We start from the raw sequence: 16741 nt of genomic DNA, 5'->3' as shown, positions 1-16741 counted from the left end.
GTGTTATGATTTGAGATATGACGTATAGCGTTAGTATGGTGAAGGGGAGTGGAACGATGAAAACATTACGAATGTTAGCTTCAGGGTTTGCTATGCTGTTTATTCTGGGCCTTGTTAATTTTTACATTGGGTATCACGGTTGGCTGCTTGTCCATGAATGGTTCTCAGGTGCTTCTTCTGTTCTGTTCTGGACATTATTCCTGCTTGTTGCCTTTGCGTATGTCGTTGGAATGATACCGTGGCCTACAATAGTGAAGCCGTTAGCCAGATTCTTTAAAGTGATTGGATCGTATTATCTAGCTTGCATGGAATTCGCTTTTATCATGTTGCCATTAGCTGATCTGTTGTATGTGCTGCTGGGATGGACGGGTGTCGATCGAACGCACTACATCTCAGAAGCGGGTGGTACACTACTGATACTACTGGTAGTTTTTCTAGTCTGGGGTTCGATCAACGCTTGGAGTACAGTAGTTCGTACACATCCTATTCTCATTGATAAATCCATCGGAACTAGTACGCCACTTACCATCGCGGTTGCATCCGATCTGCATTTAGGAAATATCGTCGGCAATCGGCATCTCAAAAAAATGGTTGCACAGATGAACGCTATGAAGCCTGATGTGATTTTGCTGGCTGGGGATGTACTTGACGATAGTATTGAGCCTTTTATTCGCAATCGTATGAGTGAACAGCTGAAGCAATTAAAAGCGCGTTATGGTGTCTACGCAGTGCTGGGCAATCACGAATATTACGGTGGTTCGATTAAGGAATATACCGATTTGATGAGTAGCATAGGCATTAAAGTCCTACAGGATGAGGTTGAAGAAGTGGCGGGAACGTATATTGTAGGGCGAAAAGATAAGACTGCCGAGACGATGGAAGCTGGTGGTAGATTGAGCGTAAGCTCCTTATTGAATGGCCTCGATCTGACGCGTCCTGTGATCATGATGGATCATCAGCCTACCGGTTTTGATATCGCTGCCCAGGAAGGGGTAGATATTCTGCTCTCCGGTCATACGCACCGTGGACAGATCGCTCCTAATCACTGGATCACCAAACGGTTATTCGAACTGGACTGGGGTTACCTCCGTAAAGATAACTTGCATGTCGTTGTTTCCTCTGGTTATGGGACATGGGGACCTCCAATCCGTTTAGCCAGTCGTTCGGAGATCATTAAACTTGAAGTAGTGTTAGAAGGGACTAAACAATATAGCGAAGAAGCCGTGTCTACAAAGACGGTGTTAATCTAAAAGAAATATTTAATGCTATGAGGCTGCCCGAATCCGTAGAATTTTTCTGCGCGTTGAGGCAGTTTCTTTTTTTTGACGATTAGTAGAGCATGTAGTATGGTTTAAAATAATTAAGCACTAAACTAAAATGGAGCTGAAGATCTGAAATGGATCATTTAAAACCGTTCGTATGAATCAGCCGCTATATACTCAGGCATTTTTAACTTTAGTTGATACTACTGCAAGCTTACTAGCTCACAATATTGGGGTCACCAAAGCTAATATTAGTCTGTTGCTGACACCCCTAGAAAAGGATGGTTGGATCACCCGTTCGAATCATACTCAGGACGGTAGAAAAAGCGTTATTTCGATCACAGGTGAAGGACAGCTTACTTCTTGAGCATCTTCCCGTAAATCGTCAAGCGCTCGCTGAACGTATGCAGGGTCTGGATGAACAAGAGCTTCGGGAAGTGAGATTATCGCATATGTTCGTGATCCTGAGAAAGCAAATGATCTTTTGGAAAAAGGGGTTGAGATTCGCTTTGGCGATTATGATCAGCCTGCTACCCTAATTCAAGCTTTTTCAGGTGTAGCAGAGCTATTATTCATCTCTAGTTCACATCCCGATGATAACGTCAGATTAAATCAACATTCTGAGGTTATTCATGCTGCATTAAAGGCTGGAGTGAATCATTAGCTGTATACAAGCTTTGCATTTCCACCTAAAGGACAAATTCCTGCTAATCATGTTCACTTACTTACAGAGCAGATGATTCTTAAATCAGGTATTGACTATACCTTTCTACGCAACGCTTTGTATATGGATTATGTGGATGTACTAGGTCTGAAAGAGGCGATACAGGTCATCTTAATCAGATTTATGAATTAGCCGCACCTCGCTCTTGGGATTTCAGCGAACTTGCGGAGGTATTATCAGAGCTGGCAAAAAATAGAATTGTTCATCGGCAGGATTCAAGCATTCAGCACTGGATTTATTCTTTTCTCGCGAAGATAGATACAGCCTCTACTTCAAAAGATATGGAGAGACTAATGGGACGGCCTGTTACCTCTTTGAAGGAAAGCATAATCACTTTCCTTCAGGTTTAAATAATGATCCTGATTAATTTTACTATATAGTGGTTCGATCTAAGGTAAGTAAATAATTATATTTACTGGCATGTTTTAATTCATCTAATATAATCCCATATACAGTATCGCGATATATTCCAACAGGCAGACCAAACCATATTTTGCGATACTTTTCGACTGCAACCAGTTCACCTTGGAGTGCTTTTTCTAATCCTTCTTCATAGGAACTGATCCGTTGATATTGCTCACTACTAATCCCAGTGATATCTTGCCCCGTAATTTCTTTGAACATCCCGCGGAACATGAAGTTATGACCCCGTTCGTCATCTCGTATTGAGGTGATAATAGAGGCTTGCTCGGAATTTGGGGCTAGTTTGATAATTTCATCATAGAAAAGCTCATCATTTCGTTCACCTTGCACAGCTTCTTTGATTAAATTTAATGCTTGAGGAAGAGAGGTTGCCCAGATAGGTTTGAAATCATTTCTATTCTGAGTTAAAGATGTCCAATACATAGTTCTTATTACCTCCTGATTCGTTCGTTATTATTAGAGTAGTATATGTACGAATGCCCAAAATGGTCTCTTTCGTTTGTTTAGTTGTTCTAACCCTTTAAAGTTGATACTATGGGGTCATCCGTTATTCAGGGAGTGTAAACGATGAAGAAAATTTTAGTAGCAGATGACGATAGTAATATTCGTACATTATTAAAGCATGTATTGACCAGAGAAGGTTACCAAGTCATGGAGGCAAGCGATGGCCGGGACGCGATAAATAAACTGAAAGAATGCATTGCGGATTTAGCCGTTGTGGATGTGATGATGCCACATGTGGATGGGTTAGAGCTATGCCAGCATATAAGAGAAACGTATGATATACCGATCATTTTGTTAACAGCCCGGCAACAATTAAGTGATAAGGAACAAGGCTATTTGCGGGGGACAGATGATTATGTAACGAAACCGTTTGAGCCTGAAGAATTGCTATTTCGGATCAAAGCTTTATTTCGGCGTTATTCCATCGCTTCGGATGATCGGATCCGTATAAATTCCCTCGTTATTGATCGTAAAAATTATGAGATCACAGATGGCGACGAAGTTCTGCTGCTGCCGGTAAAGGAATTTGAACTACTAGCGCAACTGGCATCATATCCAGGCAGACTGTATTCACGGAGTGAGTTGATTGAACTAGTATGGGGAATGGATTATGAAGGTGATGAACGCACGGTGGATGTCCATATCAAGCGATTGCGTCAACGGTTTTTGGATTATCAGAATGACTTTCTAATTCGGACGGTACGGGGAATTGGATATAAATTGGAGATGGTGAACTCGTGAAGTCCTTGTATGTAAGGATGTGTATTCTCTTTTGTTCGGCCATTGTGGTGAGCAGCCTTCTTGGCTTCTTGGTGTCTAATATTTATTATCAAGCTCAGATTAAATCGCAGAACGATGCGAAGCTTACGGGGATGGCCATTGAAATCCAGCAATTTGCAGAATCTCACCCGGAATCTATGGAGGATTATCTGCGGAGTGTAGCTATACTGGGATATAAGATCTATTTAACCGATGCAGAAGGTCAATCCCGGTTTTACGGCAAGCCATTTCGGAAAGAGGATTTGGATCCGCAACAGTTAGAGAAAGTCTTAAACGGTCAAGTGTATCACGGTGTTGCTGAGTTTCCTGATAGCGCATTTATTACAGGTTTTTTTGATAATCAACTACGCAATACGATAGGTGTACCTATTGAAGTCAATAATCAGACTTTTGCGTTATTCATGCGTCCGGATGCAGAGGTTCAGTTCGGTGAACTGCGCGTGTTTTTTGCTGTCATCATCGGTTTTACTGTGTTGTTCAGTCTAGGATTCGTCATGATCAGCGTACTGCATGTGGTCAGACCCATTACACGTTTGACAACGGCAACTAAGCGGATTTCAAAAGGTAGATATGATATTAAACTAAATACTTGGCGCCGGGATGAGATTGGTCAATTAGCCTCACACTTTATGATTATGAGTCGCGAGCTGGAACGGACCAATCGTGCGCGTCAAGAGTTTGTAGCGAATGTATCGCATGAAATCGAATCGCCATTAACTTCTATTCAGGGATTTGCTCAAACGCTTAAAGATCCTTCTTTACCAGAGGATGAACGGATACAGTACCTCAATATTATTGATCAAGAAAGCCATCGTCTATCGATGCTTAGTAAACAGCTGCTAACGTTATCTTCCCTAGATTATGATCCGGATTCCTTGCAGAAGAAACCTATAGATTTGCGTGCGCAGCTTCGGCAGGTTGTACAAATCATGGAGTGGAGATTAACAGAGAAGCAATTAGCGGTTCGTTTAAGTCTTGCGGACATTAGCGTACATGGCGATTCCAATTTATTGTATCAGGTGTGGATGAACCTCATTACTAACGCTATCAAATATACACCAGCTGAGGGATCCATTATGATTTCCTCAAAGCTTGACGAGGGAAACTGTGTAGTAACCTTTTCGGATACTGGGGAAGGTATTCCCGCTGAGGAATTACCACTCATCTTTGATCGTTTTTATAAAGTCGACCGGGCACGTACACGAGAAACACATAGCAGCGGACTTGGGCTAGCGATTACGCAAAAGATTGTAGAGACCCATAACGGATCTATAGAAGTATCCAGTACTGTAGGAAAAGGCACGACCTTTATCGTAACTATTCCGCTTTTGTAACTCGTTATTCATACTCCGTTCATTTTCATCTTCTAAACTGTGACTATACAGATTAGAAGGAGTGGTAATATGTTTCTAGCCTTAAGAGAAATGCGGCATTCTAAAGCCAGATACCTGTTAATTATGGTGATCATGTTATTGGTTTCCTTTCTTGTACTTTTCGTAACGGGACTGGCCAGAGGATTAGCTTATGCTAATATTTCAGCAATAGAGAATATGCCGGCAAACTATTATGTGGTGCAGAAGGATGCGGATCAGACGTTTAGACGTTCTCAGTTAACGGATGCGGAGCTCAATAGTGTTCGAGCAGTTGTAGGAGATAATAATGCTTCCTCACTCGCTCTACAGATGAGTACAGTGACTACGAAAGATGCGGATACTAAAGCAGACGTAACCTTTTTCGCTGTTGATATGAACGGTTTACTGGCTCCAAAAGTGATTGAAGGTGACAAGATTACGAATGATACGCAGGGAAGCGTCATCGTTGATCGTGACTTGGAACAGTCGGGAATTATGATTGGTAGTACGATCCAAGATCAGGCAACTGGGAAGGAATTTAAAGTCACAGGATATGTTGAGAATAGCTCATACAGCCATACCCCAGTAGTCTATATTAACAATAAAGATTGGCAGGGAATGAGACAAGGTGTTAATCAAGCTAGTGAAGCTACATCAGGCGCGCCTTTTAATGTAATTGCGCTTAATGCAAACGCAGGGCAAGTGGATAAGATCTCTGCTAGTACGAAAAATGTGGAAGTTATTACGCAAAAAGAAGCGATCTCTAATATTCCGGGTTATTCATCAGAACAAGGATCACTGCTTATGATGATTGCCTTCCTGTTTGTAATCGCTGGGTTTGTTCTGGCTGTATTCTTCTATGTCATTACAATTCAGAAAACAAGCCAGTTTGGGATTCTGAAAGCCATGGGTACAAAAATGTCTTACTTGGCTTGGAGTGTAGTAGGGCAGGTTATGATATTGGCTATTGCAAGTCTAAGCATTAGCTTGCTGCTAACCTTTGGAATGAATCGGGTACTACCAGACACTATGCCGTTCCAACTGGAACCTTCTACGATTCTATTAACCAGCGGCTTGTTCGTGGGGATGTCTCTTTTAGGATCACTTATTTCTGTCGCTAAAGTGGCTAAAGTAGATGCATTAGAAGCAATTGGGAGGGCTGGAGCATGAGTGCGAAATTATTGATGAAGCAAGTGACCAAGACCTACGGAGACGGCGATACAATGGTATCTGTCCTGAACAATTTGAATCTTATAGTTAATGAAGGAGAATTCGTTGCCGTCCTTGGACCTTCGGGAACAGGGAAGAGTACATTCCTTTCAGCAGCGGGAGCACTTCTTACACCTACCAGTGGTGAGATTTTTATAGATGGAGAGTCGCTTACCGACAAAAGCAAAAGTGAGCTGACCGAGCTACGTTTAGAGAAGATAGGCTTTATGTTCCAAAGCGCACAGCTATTGCCCTACTTGAAGGTAGAAGAGCAGCTTCTATTTGTAGCTAAACAGGGGAAGATGAGTTCTAAAGAAGCAAAGGAACGGGCAGCTGATTTGATGAAGCGTCTGGATATCTGGAAACGTCGGAACCATTATCCTGAGCAACTATCTGGCGGGGAGAAGCAGCGTGTAGCCATCGCAAGAGCATGGATGAATAAACCTGCGATCCTGTTTGCAGATGAACCGACAGCAAGTTTAGATTTCAAACGGGGTAGAGAAGTCGTGCGGATGATTGCTGATGAAGTAAAGAGTGAGGGCAAAGCTGCTGTAATGGTTACTCATGATGAACGGATGCTTGAGTGGTGCGACCGCGTGCTACATCTGGAAGATGGACATTTGGTTGAACATGAGTTAAGCAAAATTTAGTAGAAAAAAAACGATTCATGCCATCAATGGCATGAATCGTTTTTTTTTGTATGAATATTGGTTTACTCTTATCTATCAGCAATGATGACTTGGCCTGAGCCGTATGTGTCAAACCAGCCTTTAATTGTGTTGAAATCGCTACTGAATGACAGTGCCAGTTCCAGTAGAATTCGGGCATGTGCTGCGTTCAGGTTGTCTCCGGCAATGATGCCGTCACCTGATGCATAGTTAGAACCGGAACCCGTACGTGTGGTAGACACGAAGATAACTCCGTTTTCCTTAATAGCTTTCGTACGAGCTTCTCCCATAGCTTTAGATACGCCACCAGCCCCTGTGCCTGAAGTAACAATGCCCTTTGCTCCGTCTTGGACAAAACCAGTAATTGCCCCGGCACCTGCATCTTGGTAGGCATAAGCAATTTCCACCTTAGGCATATCACTACTCTTAATCTTAGTTAGATCGAATGGTGTTGCCCATTTGTCAGTGGTCAATAGTGCTCTAGAATTCGCACGATATATTCTTATATTATTTTCATCGATATATCCGAGGATTCCTAGTTGTGGACTTTCAAAAGTGTCTGTGCGATAGGCGTTCGTCTTGGTAACCTCTCTAGCTGTATGAATCTCGTCATTTAGCATGAGCACAGTACCGTAATATTTCGTCTTTCCACTAGCAGCTAGTTTAATAGCGTTAAATAGATTGGCCTGAGCGTCACTTCCGATAACAGTCCATGGGCGCATAGAGCCAGTTACTACGACAGGTTTGGAGCTGCGCACCGTAAGATCAAGGAAATAGGCAATTTCCTCCATTGTATCAGTACCAGTAGTTACAACGATACCATCTTGGGTTTCTAGTGCTTTATCTACTTTTAAAGAGAGATCATATAGTTGTTGCATGGTATACGAGCCTGAGCCTGCATTCCCAAATTGAAAGCTGGTTACATCAGCGAACTTTTTAAGGTTAGGAAGTGCCCTAACCATATCTTCCATTAACAAAGTCCCGGTCATCCACAGATTTACCGGCAATCGTACCACCGGTTGCTATGACTTGGACCTTTGGAAGCTTAACCGTTCCTTCAATCGTTTGGGTAACCTCTGCAGCGTAAGTGGTAGAAACGGGAAGCATTGTTGTAGCGGAGAAGAGTAGAGTGAAAGCGAGTCCTGCGGCAACCGTAGTTTTGGCGAGCTTTGATTGTAATCCATTCATAGATGTAGCCTCCCATTTGATTATGTATTTTCACATTTGAGTTATGTTATATAACATAGATGTGATTTATGATTGGATTATATCTATGAATAAAATATTATGACTGCGGTAATGAATCGAATAAATAACAAAATGCCGGACAATCTTTATAGGATTGTCCGGCATAGTTATTAGATTTACCTGACTACTTATCTTTTCTAGAGACAAGTAGTTTTTGAATAAAGACATTGGTAGCCATGGAGGTGGAGCATTCTTTATGGCGAATGATGGAGAATTGTCTTTCAAGATGATGATGTCTGATAGGAAGCTCATAGATTTCTCCACCTACTAATTCCTTGCGTACAATCCATCTGGAGAGCATAGCGATTCCCAAACCGGAGGAGACCGCTTCCTTAACTCCCTGACTACTGTTGAAGACATATGATCTTTTGACAGAAATCGCTTCTTCTTGAATGAAATGATCACTAAAAGCACGCGTACCAGAGCCAGGCTCTCTCAGCACCCAAACCTGATTTTGCAGCATACCTTGCTCCACAGAAACCATTTTTGACAAAGGGTGGTTGGTAGGGGAGACGATAATCATCTCGTCCTTCATGTAAGGCGTGACGATCAGATCATTCTCATGGGCTTCTCCTTCGATAAACCCAATATCCAATTCATTGGCTCTAACCCCACCAATAATTTCTTCTGTATTACCTATCGTCACCTGAAGCTTGACTTGTGGGTATTGATTTGCAAATTCCGCAAGTCTTGAGGGTAATATATACTCTCCAATCGTAAAGCTCGCACCAATATGTATACTGCCTGTAACCTCATCCTGTAGCATCTGTATTTCTTGATGAGCTTCTTCAAAGTGGGCCAATATTTGTTTGGCGTGTTTATAAAGAATTGTACCTGCCTCGGTTAATCTTACTTGCTTTGGAGATCGATGCAAGAGCTTTGCGCCCAGTTCATTCTCAAGATTCCGGATATGTAGACTGACACCGGGTTGAGATAGATTTAGTATTTCTCCTGCTTTAGAGAAATGGCTTTGCTCAGCGACAGTAACGAAAACCCGTAATGTATCCACAATCATAGAATTCCCTCACTAAAAGTTCCGAATGTATTTAAAGTTCCTTATCAAGCACGAACTGAGCTTTCTTCTGTGAGAATCCAATTCGTGTATAAAAACGTACAGTTTTTTTATAAATGATTGGTGCGTACTCTTGTGCGTACTCTTTATTATAGTTTATCTCATTCAGTGGGACATCTCTATTAAATTACTTTGTACTATTCCGATAAGCCGAGGGGGAAAGCCCCATTGTCTTTTTGAAATATTTAGAGAAATGAGCCAATTCCATGCCGACTTGCTCCGCAATATCTGAAATGCTGAAATCTGTGTAAGAAAGCTGTCTTTTAGCGTGCTCCATACGTTTCAATTGTACATAATGCATAGGAGTCACCCCCATGAATCTTTTGAAATAAGGAATGAAATAGTTCGGGTGCAGGTGGACAAGCTCTGCAAGCTCATCAATCTCTATGGGCTTATTTAGACATTTATCGATGTAATGGAGCACATGAGCCAGCTTGCCCTGGTCACCGGTGTGTATGAATTGAGTCATAAAGTCTGTATGATTACTGTCGCTCGATTCAAGACAAGTGGCAATGAGATTAAGCAAACAAGCTTGAGTGCGTAAGATTGATAAGACATCGTCCTTTTGAAATTGTTCGATCATCTCTATGAAGATTGTCCTTATTGTATCTGGATTAGGCGAATCGCAGATATATAGTTTTTTTTCCGCATGGAATAAGGGCCACTCCCCGATGTCAGCATCAAAGTGGCAGTAATAGCGGATATAGGGATCATCAACAGAGGTTTCAGTAGTTTGTGTACTCCCCGCAGGCATGATCATTAGTTGACCTGGCTTCGGATAATGAGTAATACCATTTATAACTACTTTTCCCTCACCCCCATCTATAAAATACAGCCGATTAAAAGCGGGTGTTTCCAGCGTGCGGTTCCATCCGGGATATCTATTACTAAGTTGGGCATGGGTCACAGTAACCTTGAGATTCTGCAGGAGACGTCCTGATAAGTTACCTGGGTTGTTCATCATCTAACTCCTTTAACGCTCGTATATCCTCATTATAACGGTTCTATTTAACTAAAACATCTTACTTAAGTACAAATAAACCTTAATTTCAATCATGTTCATGTCCATAAATTAAGTATATCCTCTAAGCATAACCACTAATAAGGATGTGATCAGAGATGAGTACAGTTCGTTATGGAATTATAGGCATTGGAAATATGGGAACGGCACATGCGCAAAGTCTGCTGAGTGAAATTAAGGGGGCTGAGCTTACAGCTGTATGTGATAAAAGAGAAGAACGTTTGAAATGGGCTGAAGAGCAATTACCTGAGAACGTAAGGAAGTATTCAACTCCAAAAGAATTATTCGAGTCACGTATCATTGATGTAGTATTGATCTGTACTCCGCATTATGATCACCCTACACTTGCGATCGAGGCTTTTCAACATGGTTATCATGTACTGGTGGAGAAGCCAGCAGGTGTATATACGAAAGCTGTTCAACAGATGAACGATGCTGCGGCACGGTCTGATCGCAAATTTGGGATCATGTACAATCAGCGTACGAATCCTTTGTATCAGAAGCTGAGGGATCTTATTCAGTCTGGTGAATTAGGTGAGATCCGCCGGACGAATTGGATCATTACCGACTGGTATAGATCGCAGAATTATTATAACTCCGGTGGCTGGCGGGCTACATGGGCGGGTGAAGGTGGCGGGGTATTGCTTAATCAAGATCCTCATCAGCTAGATTTATGGCAGTGGACGACAGGCATGATGCCGAAACGGATAAGAGCATTTTGCCACTTTGGCAAATATCGCAACATTGAGGTAGAAGATGATGTAACCGCTTATGTGGAATATGAGAATGGAGCCACAGGTCTGTTTATTACAACAACTGGAGAGGCACCGGGGACCAATCGTTTTGAGATTAATGGCGATAATGGAAAAATTGTAGTGGAAGATGGAAAGCTAACCTTTTGGCGTTTACGTACACCTGAGCCTCAATTCAACGCAGAATTTACGGGAGGATTCGGTAGTCCAGAGTGTTGGAAATGTGAGATTCCTGTAGAAAATGGCGGAGGGGAGCAGCATAAAGGAATTCTACGGAATTTTACGAATGCCATTTTGCATGATGAAGCGTTACTTGCTCCCGGGGAGGAAGGGATTAAGGGACTAACCCTTTCGAATGCCATGTATTTATCAGCTTGGACGGACAATTGGGTGGAACTTCCGATGGATTCGGATTTATTCTACGATAAGCTGATGGAAAAAGTGAAGAGCTCGACCTTCAAAAAGGAAACCTCAACAACTAAAACATTGAATGTTAAAGGAACTCATTAAATCGAAGGAGAGGAGAGATTAAAACCTATGAAACGTTCGACGATCGCTGCTCAAATGTACACGTTGCGTGATTTTACTCAAACTGCGGAGGATTTAAGAGCAACTTTTCAAAAGGTGTCGGCAATGGGTTATGAGAGCATTCAGATTTCAGCCATTGGTCCGATTGATCCGAAGCTCGTAAAACAATATGCGGATGAAACAGGACTGGCTATATGTGCGACTCATGTGTCCTGGGATCGATTAGTAAACGATCTGGAGGCTCTGGCCGCAGAGCATAAGCTGTGGAATTGCAAATATATTGGACTTGGAAGTTTACCAAAAGAATTTCGTGCTGGGCTCGAAAGCTATCGCAAGTTCGCAAAACTAATCTCCGGAATCGCAATAACACTAAAAGAACAACATGGTCTGCAATTTGTTTATCATAATCATGATTTTGAATTTGAACGTTTTGACGGTATTACGGGGATGGAAGTACTGCTCACCGAGACTGATCCTGCGGTCGGCTTTATACTTGATTTATATTGGGTTCAGGCAGGTGGTGCCAGTCCAGTAGAATGGATACGTAAATTTGAAGGCAGAATGCAGGTTGTGCATTTAAAGGATATGGCGATTCTAGATAGGCAACAAGTCTTCGCTGAAATCGGTGAAGGAAACATGAACTACGGGGAGATCATTATCACTTGTCGTGAAACAGGTGTTGAATGGTATGTTGTGGAGCAGGATGTTTGTCACCGTGATCCTTTTGAGAGCTTGGAGATCAGTCTGCGTTATCTACTAAACCTATTATAAATCGATTAGAAGCCACTAGGAGGATTCTGATGAATAGAAGAGATGGAATGAACTATGCCCCCACATATGAAGCTAAACCAGTAGTGAAGCCAGGTGAATTCATCATCGCTGCTATTGCACTAGATCACGGTCATATTTACGGGATGTGTAATGGGCTCGTTGAGGCAGGGGCAGTGCTGAAATGGGTATATGATCCGGATGAGGAGAAGGTTAAAGCGTTCATAGCCAAATATCCGGGAGCTAGGGCTGCTGAGTCTATGAATGAAATTTTAGAAGACCCTGAAGTCCGCTTAATTGCGGCGGCAGCTATTCCTTCGGAAAGAGGACCATTAGGAAATAAGGTTATGGCTCACGGGAAGGATTATTTTACGGATAAGACACCTTTTACTACACTTGAACAGCTGGAATCCGCTAAAGCTATGGCAACAGCTACCAATCAGAAGTACATGGTTTACTTTAGTGAACGACTTCATGTTGAAAGCGCTATCTATGCGGGACAGTTGATCCGTCAGGGGGCTATTGGCCGTGTTCTTCAAGTCATTGGATTAGGGCCACATCGTTTAAATGCTTCTAGCCGTCCAGAATGGTTTTTTGAGCGGGAGAAATATGGTGGAATTCTGTGCGATATTGGCAGCCACCAAATCGAACAATTTCTGTATTATACAGATTGCCAGGATGCTAAAGTTGTTCACAGTAAAGTAGCTAATTATAATCATTCGTCCTATCCTGAATTGGAGGACTTTGGTGATGCAACGCTTGTTGGGGACAATGGCGCAACCCAATACTTCCGTGTAGATTGGTTTACGCCTGATGGACTCGGAACCTGGGGAGATGGGCGTACAATGATCATGGGAACGGAAGGTTACATCGAACTGCGGAAATATACTGATGTCGGGCGTTCAAATACAACAGATCATGTGTACTGGGTGAACGGAGAAGGGGAGCATTATGAGCATGTGGCTGGAAAGATTGGATTTCCGTTCTTTGGTGAGCTTATCCTCGATTGTCTGAACCGGACGGAGCGGGCCATGACACAAGCACATGTCTTCAAGGCTGCTGAATTATGTTTGAAGGCTCAAGCCCAAGCGACCAATCTAACCCCTAATCAACTAAAATAGCGAATGTAACGATTTATGGAGGTTGGTATAGATGACCAAACTTGGAGTAGCGATTATTGGCTGCGGTGCGATTTTTCCCCTCCATGCTAAAGCGATATCAGTTATAAAAGATGTAAATCTACTAACAATTGTAGATATTGATGCTGATAAAGCTACACGAGCGGGAATGGAATACACCTGCCATGCCACTGATGATTATAGAGAAATACTAAATGATAATCGTATTAACGTTGTACATCTCTGTACACCTCATTATCTTCATGCAGAAATGGCTGTAGATCTGTTATGTGCAGGTAAGCATGTGTTAACAGAAAAGCCAATCGCCGTTGACCTTCCTTCGGCCAAGCGTATGCTGGAAGCAGCGGAAAAGAGCTCAGGCCAGCTAGGTGTGGTGTTCCAGAACCGTTATAATGATTCTTCCATCTATATTAAGAAGATGATTGATTCTGGTGCATTAGGAAAACTGCTTTGTATGAAGGGGAATGTAACCTGGCACCGAAACGAAAGTTATTACAAAGCTAGTAACTGGAGAGGACGATGGTCCACAGAAGGTGGAGGTGTTCTAATTAATCAGACCATTCATAGTTTGGACTTACTCCAGTGGTATGGGGGTGAGATTAAATCCGTGAAAGGCAGTATAACCACTGATGTGCTTGATGGCGTCATTGAAGTGGAAGATACCGCTCATGCTTGCATCGACTTCACCAATAATGTTCGCGGGCTGTTTTATGGTACGAATACCTATCTAGAGAACTCTCCGGTGGAGTTGGAGCTAGTCTTTGAAGAGGGGACACTTAACCTTCGTAGAGACTGCTTGTATCTTTGGAAAGATGGTAAGGAAAGCTTGGTTTGTGAGCCTATATTCAGTCCTACGGAAGGTAAATCGTATTGGGGGACGGGACATAAGAGGCTGATTGAGGACTTCTATGACCATATTTTTAGTGGACGAAAGTTTTGGCTGGACGGTACTGAGGGGATAAAAGCGTTGGAGCTAGTGAAGGATATTTATAGTTCATCGCTGAGGGATAAATAAATCATTAATATAGCAAGGGCTGTTCCAAGAGTAGATTTATCTACAAATGAGACGGCCTTTTCGTGTTTAGGGACTTTCCATATTGGGTTAAACACTATGAAGACTGCGACTTACAGAGGGAGATGGATTTGATTAATTCCCTTTAGTGGAATAATCTAAATATTGTATAGGTTAAAAAAAGCAAAATATTTGGAGGGCGCATACAATATGGGGAAATTACTACAGAACATTAGAACGAACAACAAGCTAATTTCCATTGTGCAGACCATTGTGTTCATTTATTTTATTAATAATGCTTGAATGTTATTAATCCTTGCAAGAAGCGGGTTTATGACTGTCACTTAAGATCCTTAACCTTGAGGACTTATTTCTACCTTTTTTGCAAGCTTTTAAATAATTTATTTTTTTCATATAATAGTAGATATTAAATTTATAAATAATTGTAATACACTAGGATAAAGGTATAATTGAATCAGAAAAGGTGTGACGCCTAAGAAGGAGCGCCCACATCCTTTCTGTAAAATTCAGGGGATAAGGATGGTCATAATGGGCAAAAGTGCAACTGAAACAGACGTCATTTTAATTGGTGCTGGAATCATGAGTGCGACTTTAGGAACACTTTTAAAAGAATTGATGCCAAATTGGAAAATTAAAGTGTTTGAAAAGCTCGAAAATGCAGGTGAGGAAAGCTCTAATGAATGGAATAATGCAGGAACTGGACATGCGGCGCTCTGCGAGCTTAACTACACTGTCGAAAAATCCGACGGAACTGTAGATATAAGTAAAGCCATCCAAATTAATGAACAGTTTCAGCTTTCAATGCAATTTTGGTCTTATTTGGTAAATCGTAAGCTGATACATAATCCGCAGGACTTTATCATGCCATTACCCCATATGAGTTTGGTACTAGGGGAGAAGAATGTAGAATTTTTGAAGAGAAGATTTGAAGCGCTGTCAAAAAATCCTTTGTTTCAAGGAATGGAATTTTCCGATGACTCTAGTAAACTAATGGAATGGATACCGCTTATTATACAAAATCGTCCATCGAATGAACCTATAGCAGCAACAAAAATCGACACTGGCACAGATGTTAACTTTGGTGCTTTAACGCGCATATTATTTGATCATTTGAAGAGTAAGAATGTAGATCTCCATTATAAACATAGTGTGGATGGAATCAAACGTACTAGCAATGGGTCATGGGACTTGAAAGTGAAGAACGACAGCGGTACCATCGAACAACATACTGCAAAATTTGTCTTTGTCGGTGGCGGGGGAGGAAGCTTGCATATCCTGCAAAAATCCGGTATTCCTGAAGGAAAACATATTGGTGGATTCCCGGTAAGTGGAATATTTATGGTGTGTAATAAACCAGAAGTTATAGCTCAGCATCATGCAAAAGTATACGGTAAAGCTAAAGTTGGAGCGCCTCCAATGTCTGTTCCGCATCTGGACACTAGATTTATTGACAACAAAAAATCGTTGCTGTTTGGACCGTTTGCTGGCTTCTCACCAAAATTTTTAAAAACCGGTTCAATGCTTGATTTGATAACTTCCGTAAAACCGGATAATCTCCTAACGATGCTATCGGCAGGTGCAAAGAACATGTCTTTGACCAAATACCTGATCGAGCAAGTGTTGTTATCAAAAGAAAAGCGCATGGAGGAATTACGAGAGTTTATCCCGAATGCCAAAATCGAGGATTGGGATCTAGTCGTAGCAGGCCAACGCGTGCAGGTTATCAAAGATACAGAAGACGGCAAAGGTATCCTTCAATTTGGTACAGAGGTAATTAGCGCCGCAGATGGTTCGATTGCAGCATTACTCGGGGCTTCTCCAGGTGCTTCTACGGCTGTTCATGTGATGCTTGAAGTGCTTAACAAATGTTTCCCTCAACATATAAAAGAGTGGGAACCGAAAATTAAAGAAATGATTCCTTCTTATGGTCTGTCACTACTGGAAAATCCAGAGCTTTTAAACGAAATTCGCACTTCAATTGCGGCTACGTTGGATTTAGGTGAAAGAGAACGAGTTCAAGGATAATGTATAGCGTGAAACTAATAAATACTTATATTTTACGCAAAGGCTGCCGAGGGGCAGCTTTTTTTATGGGAGAAAATTATACATTTCACCAAATATGTGGATACTTCCAAGAAAAAGTGTACGAATTCAGATTGTAAGGACCGAGTGAACTATTGGTCAGGATCTTGAACATTACGTTCCCATTGCAGATTGTACAATAGAAATCACCCTATCAGCTTCTAAAATATCATCTA

General features: G+C 41.8%; 17 protein-coding genes. 12 read left to right on the top strand and 5 right to left on the bottom strand.

Annotation, left to right across the window (positions count from 1 at the left end):
* The first annotated feature begins 56 nt into the window (after positions 1-56).
* From UQ64_RS13450 to UQ64_RS13445, 3 genes are all read left to right on the top strand, one after another.
* Positions 57-1250 carry a metallophosphoesterase gene (locus tag UQ64_RS13450; protein WP_060623981.1) on the top strand — a complete coding sequence of 398 codons (1194 nt, stop codon included), beginning with the start codon at positions 57-59 and terminating at the stop codon, positions 1248-1250.
* A 169-nt stretch (positions 1251-1419) separates the two neighbouring features.
* Complete coding sequence (locus tag UQ64_RS32120; RefSeq protein ID WP_245237957.1) at positions 1420-1629, top strand: MarR family winged helix-turn-helix transcriptional regulator; 210 nt, start codon at positions 1420-1422, stop codon at positions 1627-1629.
* Positions 1630-1746: 117 nt separating this feature from the next.
* Positions 1747-1926 (top strand): Rossmann-fold NAD(P)-binding domain-containing protein, encoded by a 180-nt coding sequence (locus tag UQ64_RS13445; RefSeq protein ID WP_060623980.1) that lies wholly within the window; start codon positions 1747-1749, stop codon positions 1924-1926.
* Between the two features lie 432 nt (positions 1927-2358).
* On the opposite strand, the gene UQ64_RS13440 is transcribed toward UQ64_RS13445, so the two are convergent.
* Positions 2359-2832, bottom strand: a complete 474-nt coding sequence (locus tag UQ64_RS13440; protein ID WP_060623979.1) for a ferritin-like domain-containing protein — start codon at positions 2830-2832, stop codon at positions 2359-2361.
* A 144-nt stretch (positions 2833-2976) separates the two neighbouring features.
* Here UQ64_RS13440 and UQ64_RS13435 point away from each other — a divergent pair, with 144 nt between their 5' ends.
* The 4 genes from UQ64_RS13435 (at position 2977) to UQ64_RS13420 (ending at position 6904) form a co-directional block, all read left to right on the top strand.
* Entirely contained in the window at positions 2977-3654 is a 678-nt protein-coding gene (locus UQ64_RS13435; protein ID WP_060623978.1) for a response regulator transcription factor, read from the top strand.
* Positions 3651-5027: a sensor histidine kinase gene (locus UQ64_RS13430; RefSeq protein WP_060623977.1), complete on the top strand. Its 1377-nt coding sequence runs from the start codon at positions 3651-3653 to the stop codon at positions 5025-5027. Before UQ64_RS13435 ends, UQ64_RS13430 begins: the two co-directional genes overlap by 4 nt.
* A 69-nt stretch (positions 5028-5096) precedes the next feature.
* Positions 5097-6215 carry an ABC transporter permease gene (locus UQ64_RS13425; RefSeq protein ID WP_060623976.1) on the top strand — a complete coding sequence of 373 codons (1119 nt, stop codon included), beginning with the start codon at positions 5097-5099 and terminating at the stop codon, positions 6213-6215.
* Positions 6212-6904: an ABC transporter ATP-binding protein gene (locus UQ64_RS13420; protein WP_060623975.1), complete on the top strand. Its 693-nt coding sequence runs from the start codon at positions 6212-6214 to the stop codon at positions 6902-6904. The genes UQ64_RS13425 and UQ64_RS13420 overlap by 4 nt, the downstream gene beginning before the upstream one ends.
* Positions 6905-6972: 68 nt before the next feature.
* On the opposite strand, the gene UQ64_RS13415 is transcribed toward UQ64_RS13420, so the two are convergent.
* From UQ64_RS13415 to UQ64_RS13400, 4 genes are all read right to left on the bottom strand, one after another.
* Entirely contained in the window at positions 6973-7893 is a 921-nt protein-coding gene (locus UQ64_RS13415) for an asparaginase (protein WP_245237956.1), read from the bottom strand.
* A complete protein-coding gene (locus UQ64_RS32115; RefSeq protein ID WP_060623973.1) occupies positions 7877-8110 on the bottom strand; it encodes a hypothetical protein in 234 nt (77 codons plus the stop codon). Before UQ64_RS32115 ends, UQ64_RS13415 begins: the two co-directional genes overlap by 17 nt.
* Positions 8111-8294: 184 nt before the next feature.
* Entirely contained in the window at positions 8295-9185 is an 891-nt protein-coding gene (locus tag UQ64_RS13405) for a LysR family transcriptional regulator (RefSeq protein WP_060623972.1), read from the bottom strand.
* 184 nt (positions 9186-9369) lie between these two features.
* The gene (locus UQ64_RS13400) at positions 9370-10206 is read right to left on the bottom strand and encodes an AraC family transcriptional regulator (RefSeq protein WP_342447587.1); all 837 of its coding nucleotides are present in this window, start codon (positions 10204-10206) and stop codon (positions 9370-9372) included.
* Between the two features lie 155 nt (positions 10207-10361).
* Here UQ64_RS13400 and UQ64_RS13395 point away from each other — a divergent pair, with 155 nt between their 5' ends.
* The 5 genes from UQ64_RS13395 (at position 10362) to UQ64_RS13375 (ending at position 16508) form a co-directional block, all read left to right on the top strand.
* Positions 10362-11525, top strand: a complete 1164-nt coding sequence (locus tag UQ64_RS13395) for a Gfo/Idh/MocA family protein (protein ID WP_060623970.1) — start codon at positions 10362-10364, stop codon at positions 11523-11525.
* 27 nt (positions 11526-11552) lie between these two features.
* A complete protein-coding gene (locus UQ64_RS13390; RefSeq protein WP_060623969.1) occupies positions 11553-12314 on the top strand; it encodes a sugar phosphate isomerase/epimerase family protein in 762 nt (253 codons plus the stop codon).
* A 29-nt stretch (positions 12315-12343) separates the two neighbouring features.
* Positions 12344-13432 (top strand): Gfo/Idh/MocA family protein, encoded by a 1089-nt coding sequence (locus UQ64_RS13385; RefSeq protein WP_060623968.1) that lies wholly within the window; start codon positions 12344-12346, stop codon positions 13430-13432.
* 31 nt (positions 13433-13463) lie between these two features.
* A complete protein-coding gene (locus UQ64_RS13380) occupies positions 13464-14465 on the top strand; it encodes a Gfo/Idh/MocA family protein (protein WP_060623967.1) in 1002 nt (333 codons plus the stop codon).
* A gap of 546 nt (positions 14466-15011) precedes the next feature.
* Positions 15012-16508 (top strand): malate:quinone oxidoreductase, encoded by a 1497-nt coding sequence (locus tag UQ64_RS13375; protein WP_060623966.1) that lies wholly within the window; start codon positions 15012-15014, stop codon positions 16506-16508.
* Positions 16509-16741: the final 233 nt, after the last annotated feature.

The organism is Paenibacillus etheri, assembly GCF_001012825.1.
Lineage (GTDB): Bacteria > Bacillota > Bacilli > Paenibacillales > Paenibacillaceae > Paenibacillus_AQ > Paenibacillus_AQ etheri.
Note: the sequence above shows the minus strand (reverse complement) of the source record. Positions and strands in the feature narration are given on the sequence as shown.

What these genes read in the sequence shown, in the direction of transcription:
- UQ64_RS13450 (WP_060623981.1), top strand. Translation starts at nt 57, where the DNA reads ATGAAAACATTACGAATGTTAGCTTCAGGGTTTGCTATGCTGTTTATT.
- UQ64_RS32120 (WP_245237957.1), top strand. Translation starts at nt 1,420, where the DNA reads ATGAATCAGCCGCTATATACTCAGGCATTTTTAACTTTAGTTGATACT.
- UQ64_RS13440 (WP_060623979.1), bottom strand. Translation starts at nt 2,832, where the DNA reads ATGTATTGGACATCTTTAACTCAGAATAGAAATGATTTCAAACCTATC.
- UQ64_RS13435 (WP_060623978.1), top strand. Translation starts at nt 2,977, where the DNA reads ATGAAGAAAATTTTAGTAGCAGATGACGATAGTAATATTCGTACATTA.
- UQ64_RS13425 (WP_060623976.1), top strand. Translation starts at nt 5,097, where the DNA reads ATGTTTCTAGCCTTAAGAGAAATGCGGCATTCTAAAGCCAGATACCTG.
- UQ64_RS13420 (WP_060623975.1), top strand. Translation starts at nt 6,212, where the DNA reads ATGAGTGCGAAATTATTGATGAAGCAAGTGACCAAGACCTACGGAGAC.
- UQ64_RS13415 (WP_245237956.1), bottom strand. Translation starts at nt 7,893, where the DNA reads ATGGAAGATATGGTTAGGGCACTTCCTAACCTTAAAAAGTTCGCTGAT.
- UQ64_RS32115 (WP_060623973.1), bottom strand. Translation starts at nt 8,110, where the DNA reads ATGAATGGATTACAATCAAAGCTCGCCAAAACTACGGTTGCCGCAGGA.
- UQ64_RS13405 (WP_060623972.1), bottom strand. Translation starts at nt 9,185, where the DNA reads ATGATTGTGGATACATTACGGGTTTTCGTTACTGTCGCTGAGCAAAGC.
- UQ64_RS13400 (WP_342447587.1), bottom strand. Translation starts at nt 10,206, where the DNA reads ATGATGAACAACCCAGGTAACTTATCAGGACGTCTCCTGCAGAATCTC.
- UQ64_RS13395 (WP_060623970.1), top strand. Translation starts at nt 10,362, where the DNA reads ATGAGTACAGTTCGTTATGGAATTATAGGCATTGGAAATATGGGAACG.
- UQ64_RS13390 (WP_060623969.1), top strand. Translation starts at nt 11,553, where the DNA reads ATGAAACGTTCGACGATCGCTGCTCAAATGTACACGTTGCGTGATTTT.
- UQ64_RS13385 (WP_060623968.1), top strand. Translation starts at nt 12,344, where the DNA reads ATGAATAGAAGAGATGGAATGAACTATGCCCCCACATATGAAGCTAAA.
- UQ64_RS13380 (WP_060623967.1), top strand. Translation starts at nt 13,464, where the DNA reads ATGACCAAACTTGGAGTAGCGATTATTGGCTGCGGTGCGATTTTTCCC.
- UQ64_RS13375 (WP_060623966.1), top strand. Translation starts at nt 15,012, where the DNA reads ATGGGCAAAAGTGCAACTGAAACAGACGTCATTTTAATTGGTGCTGGA.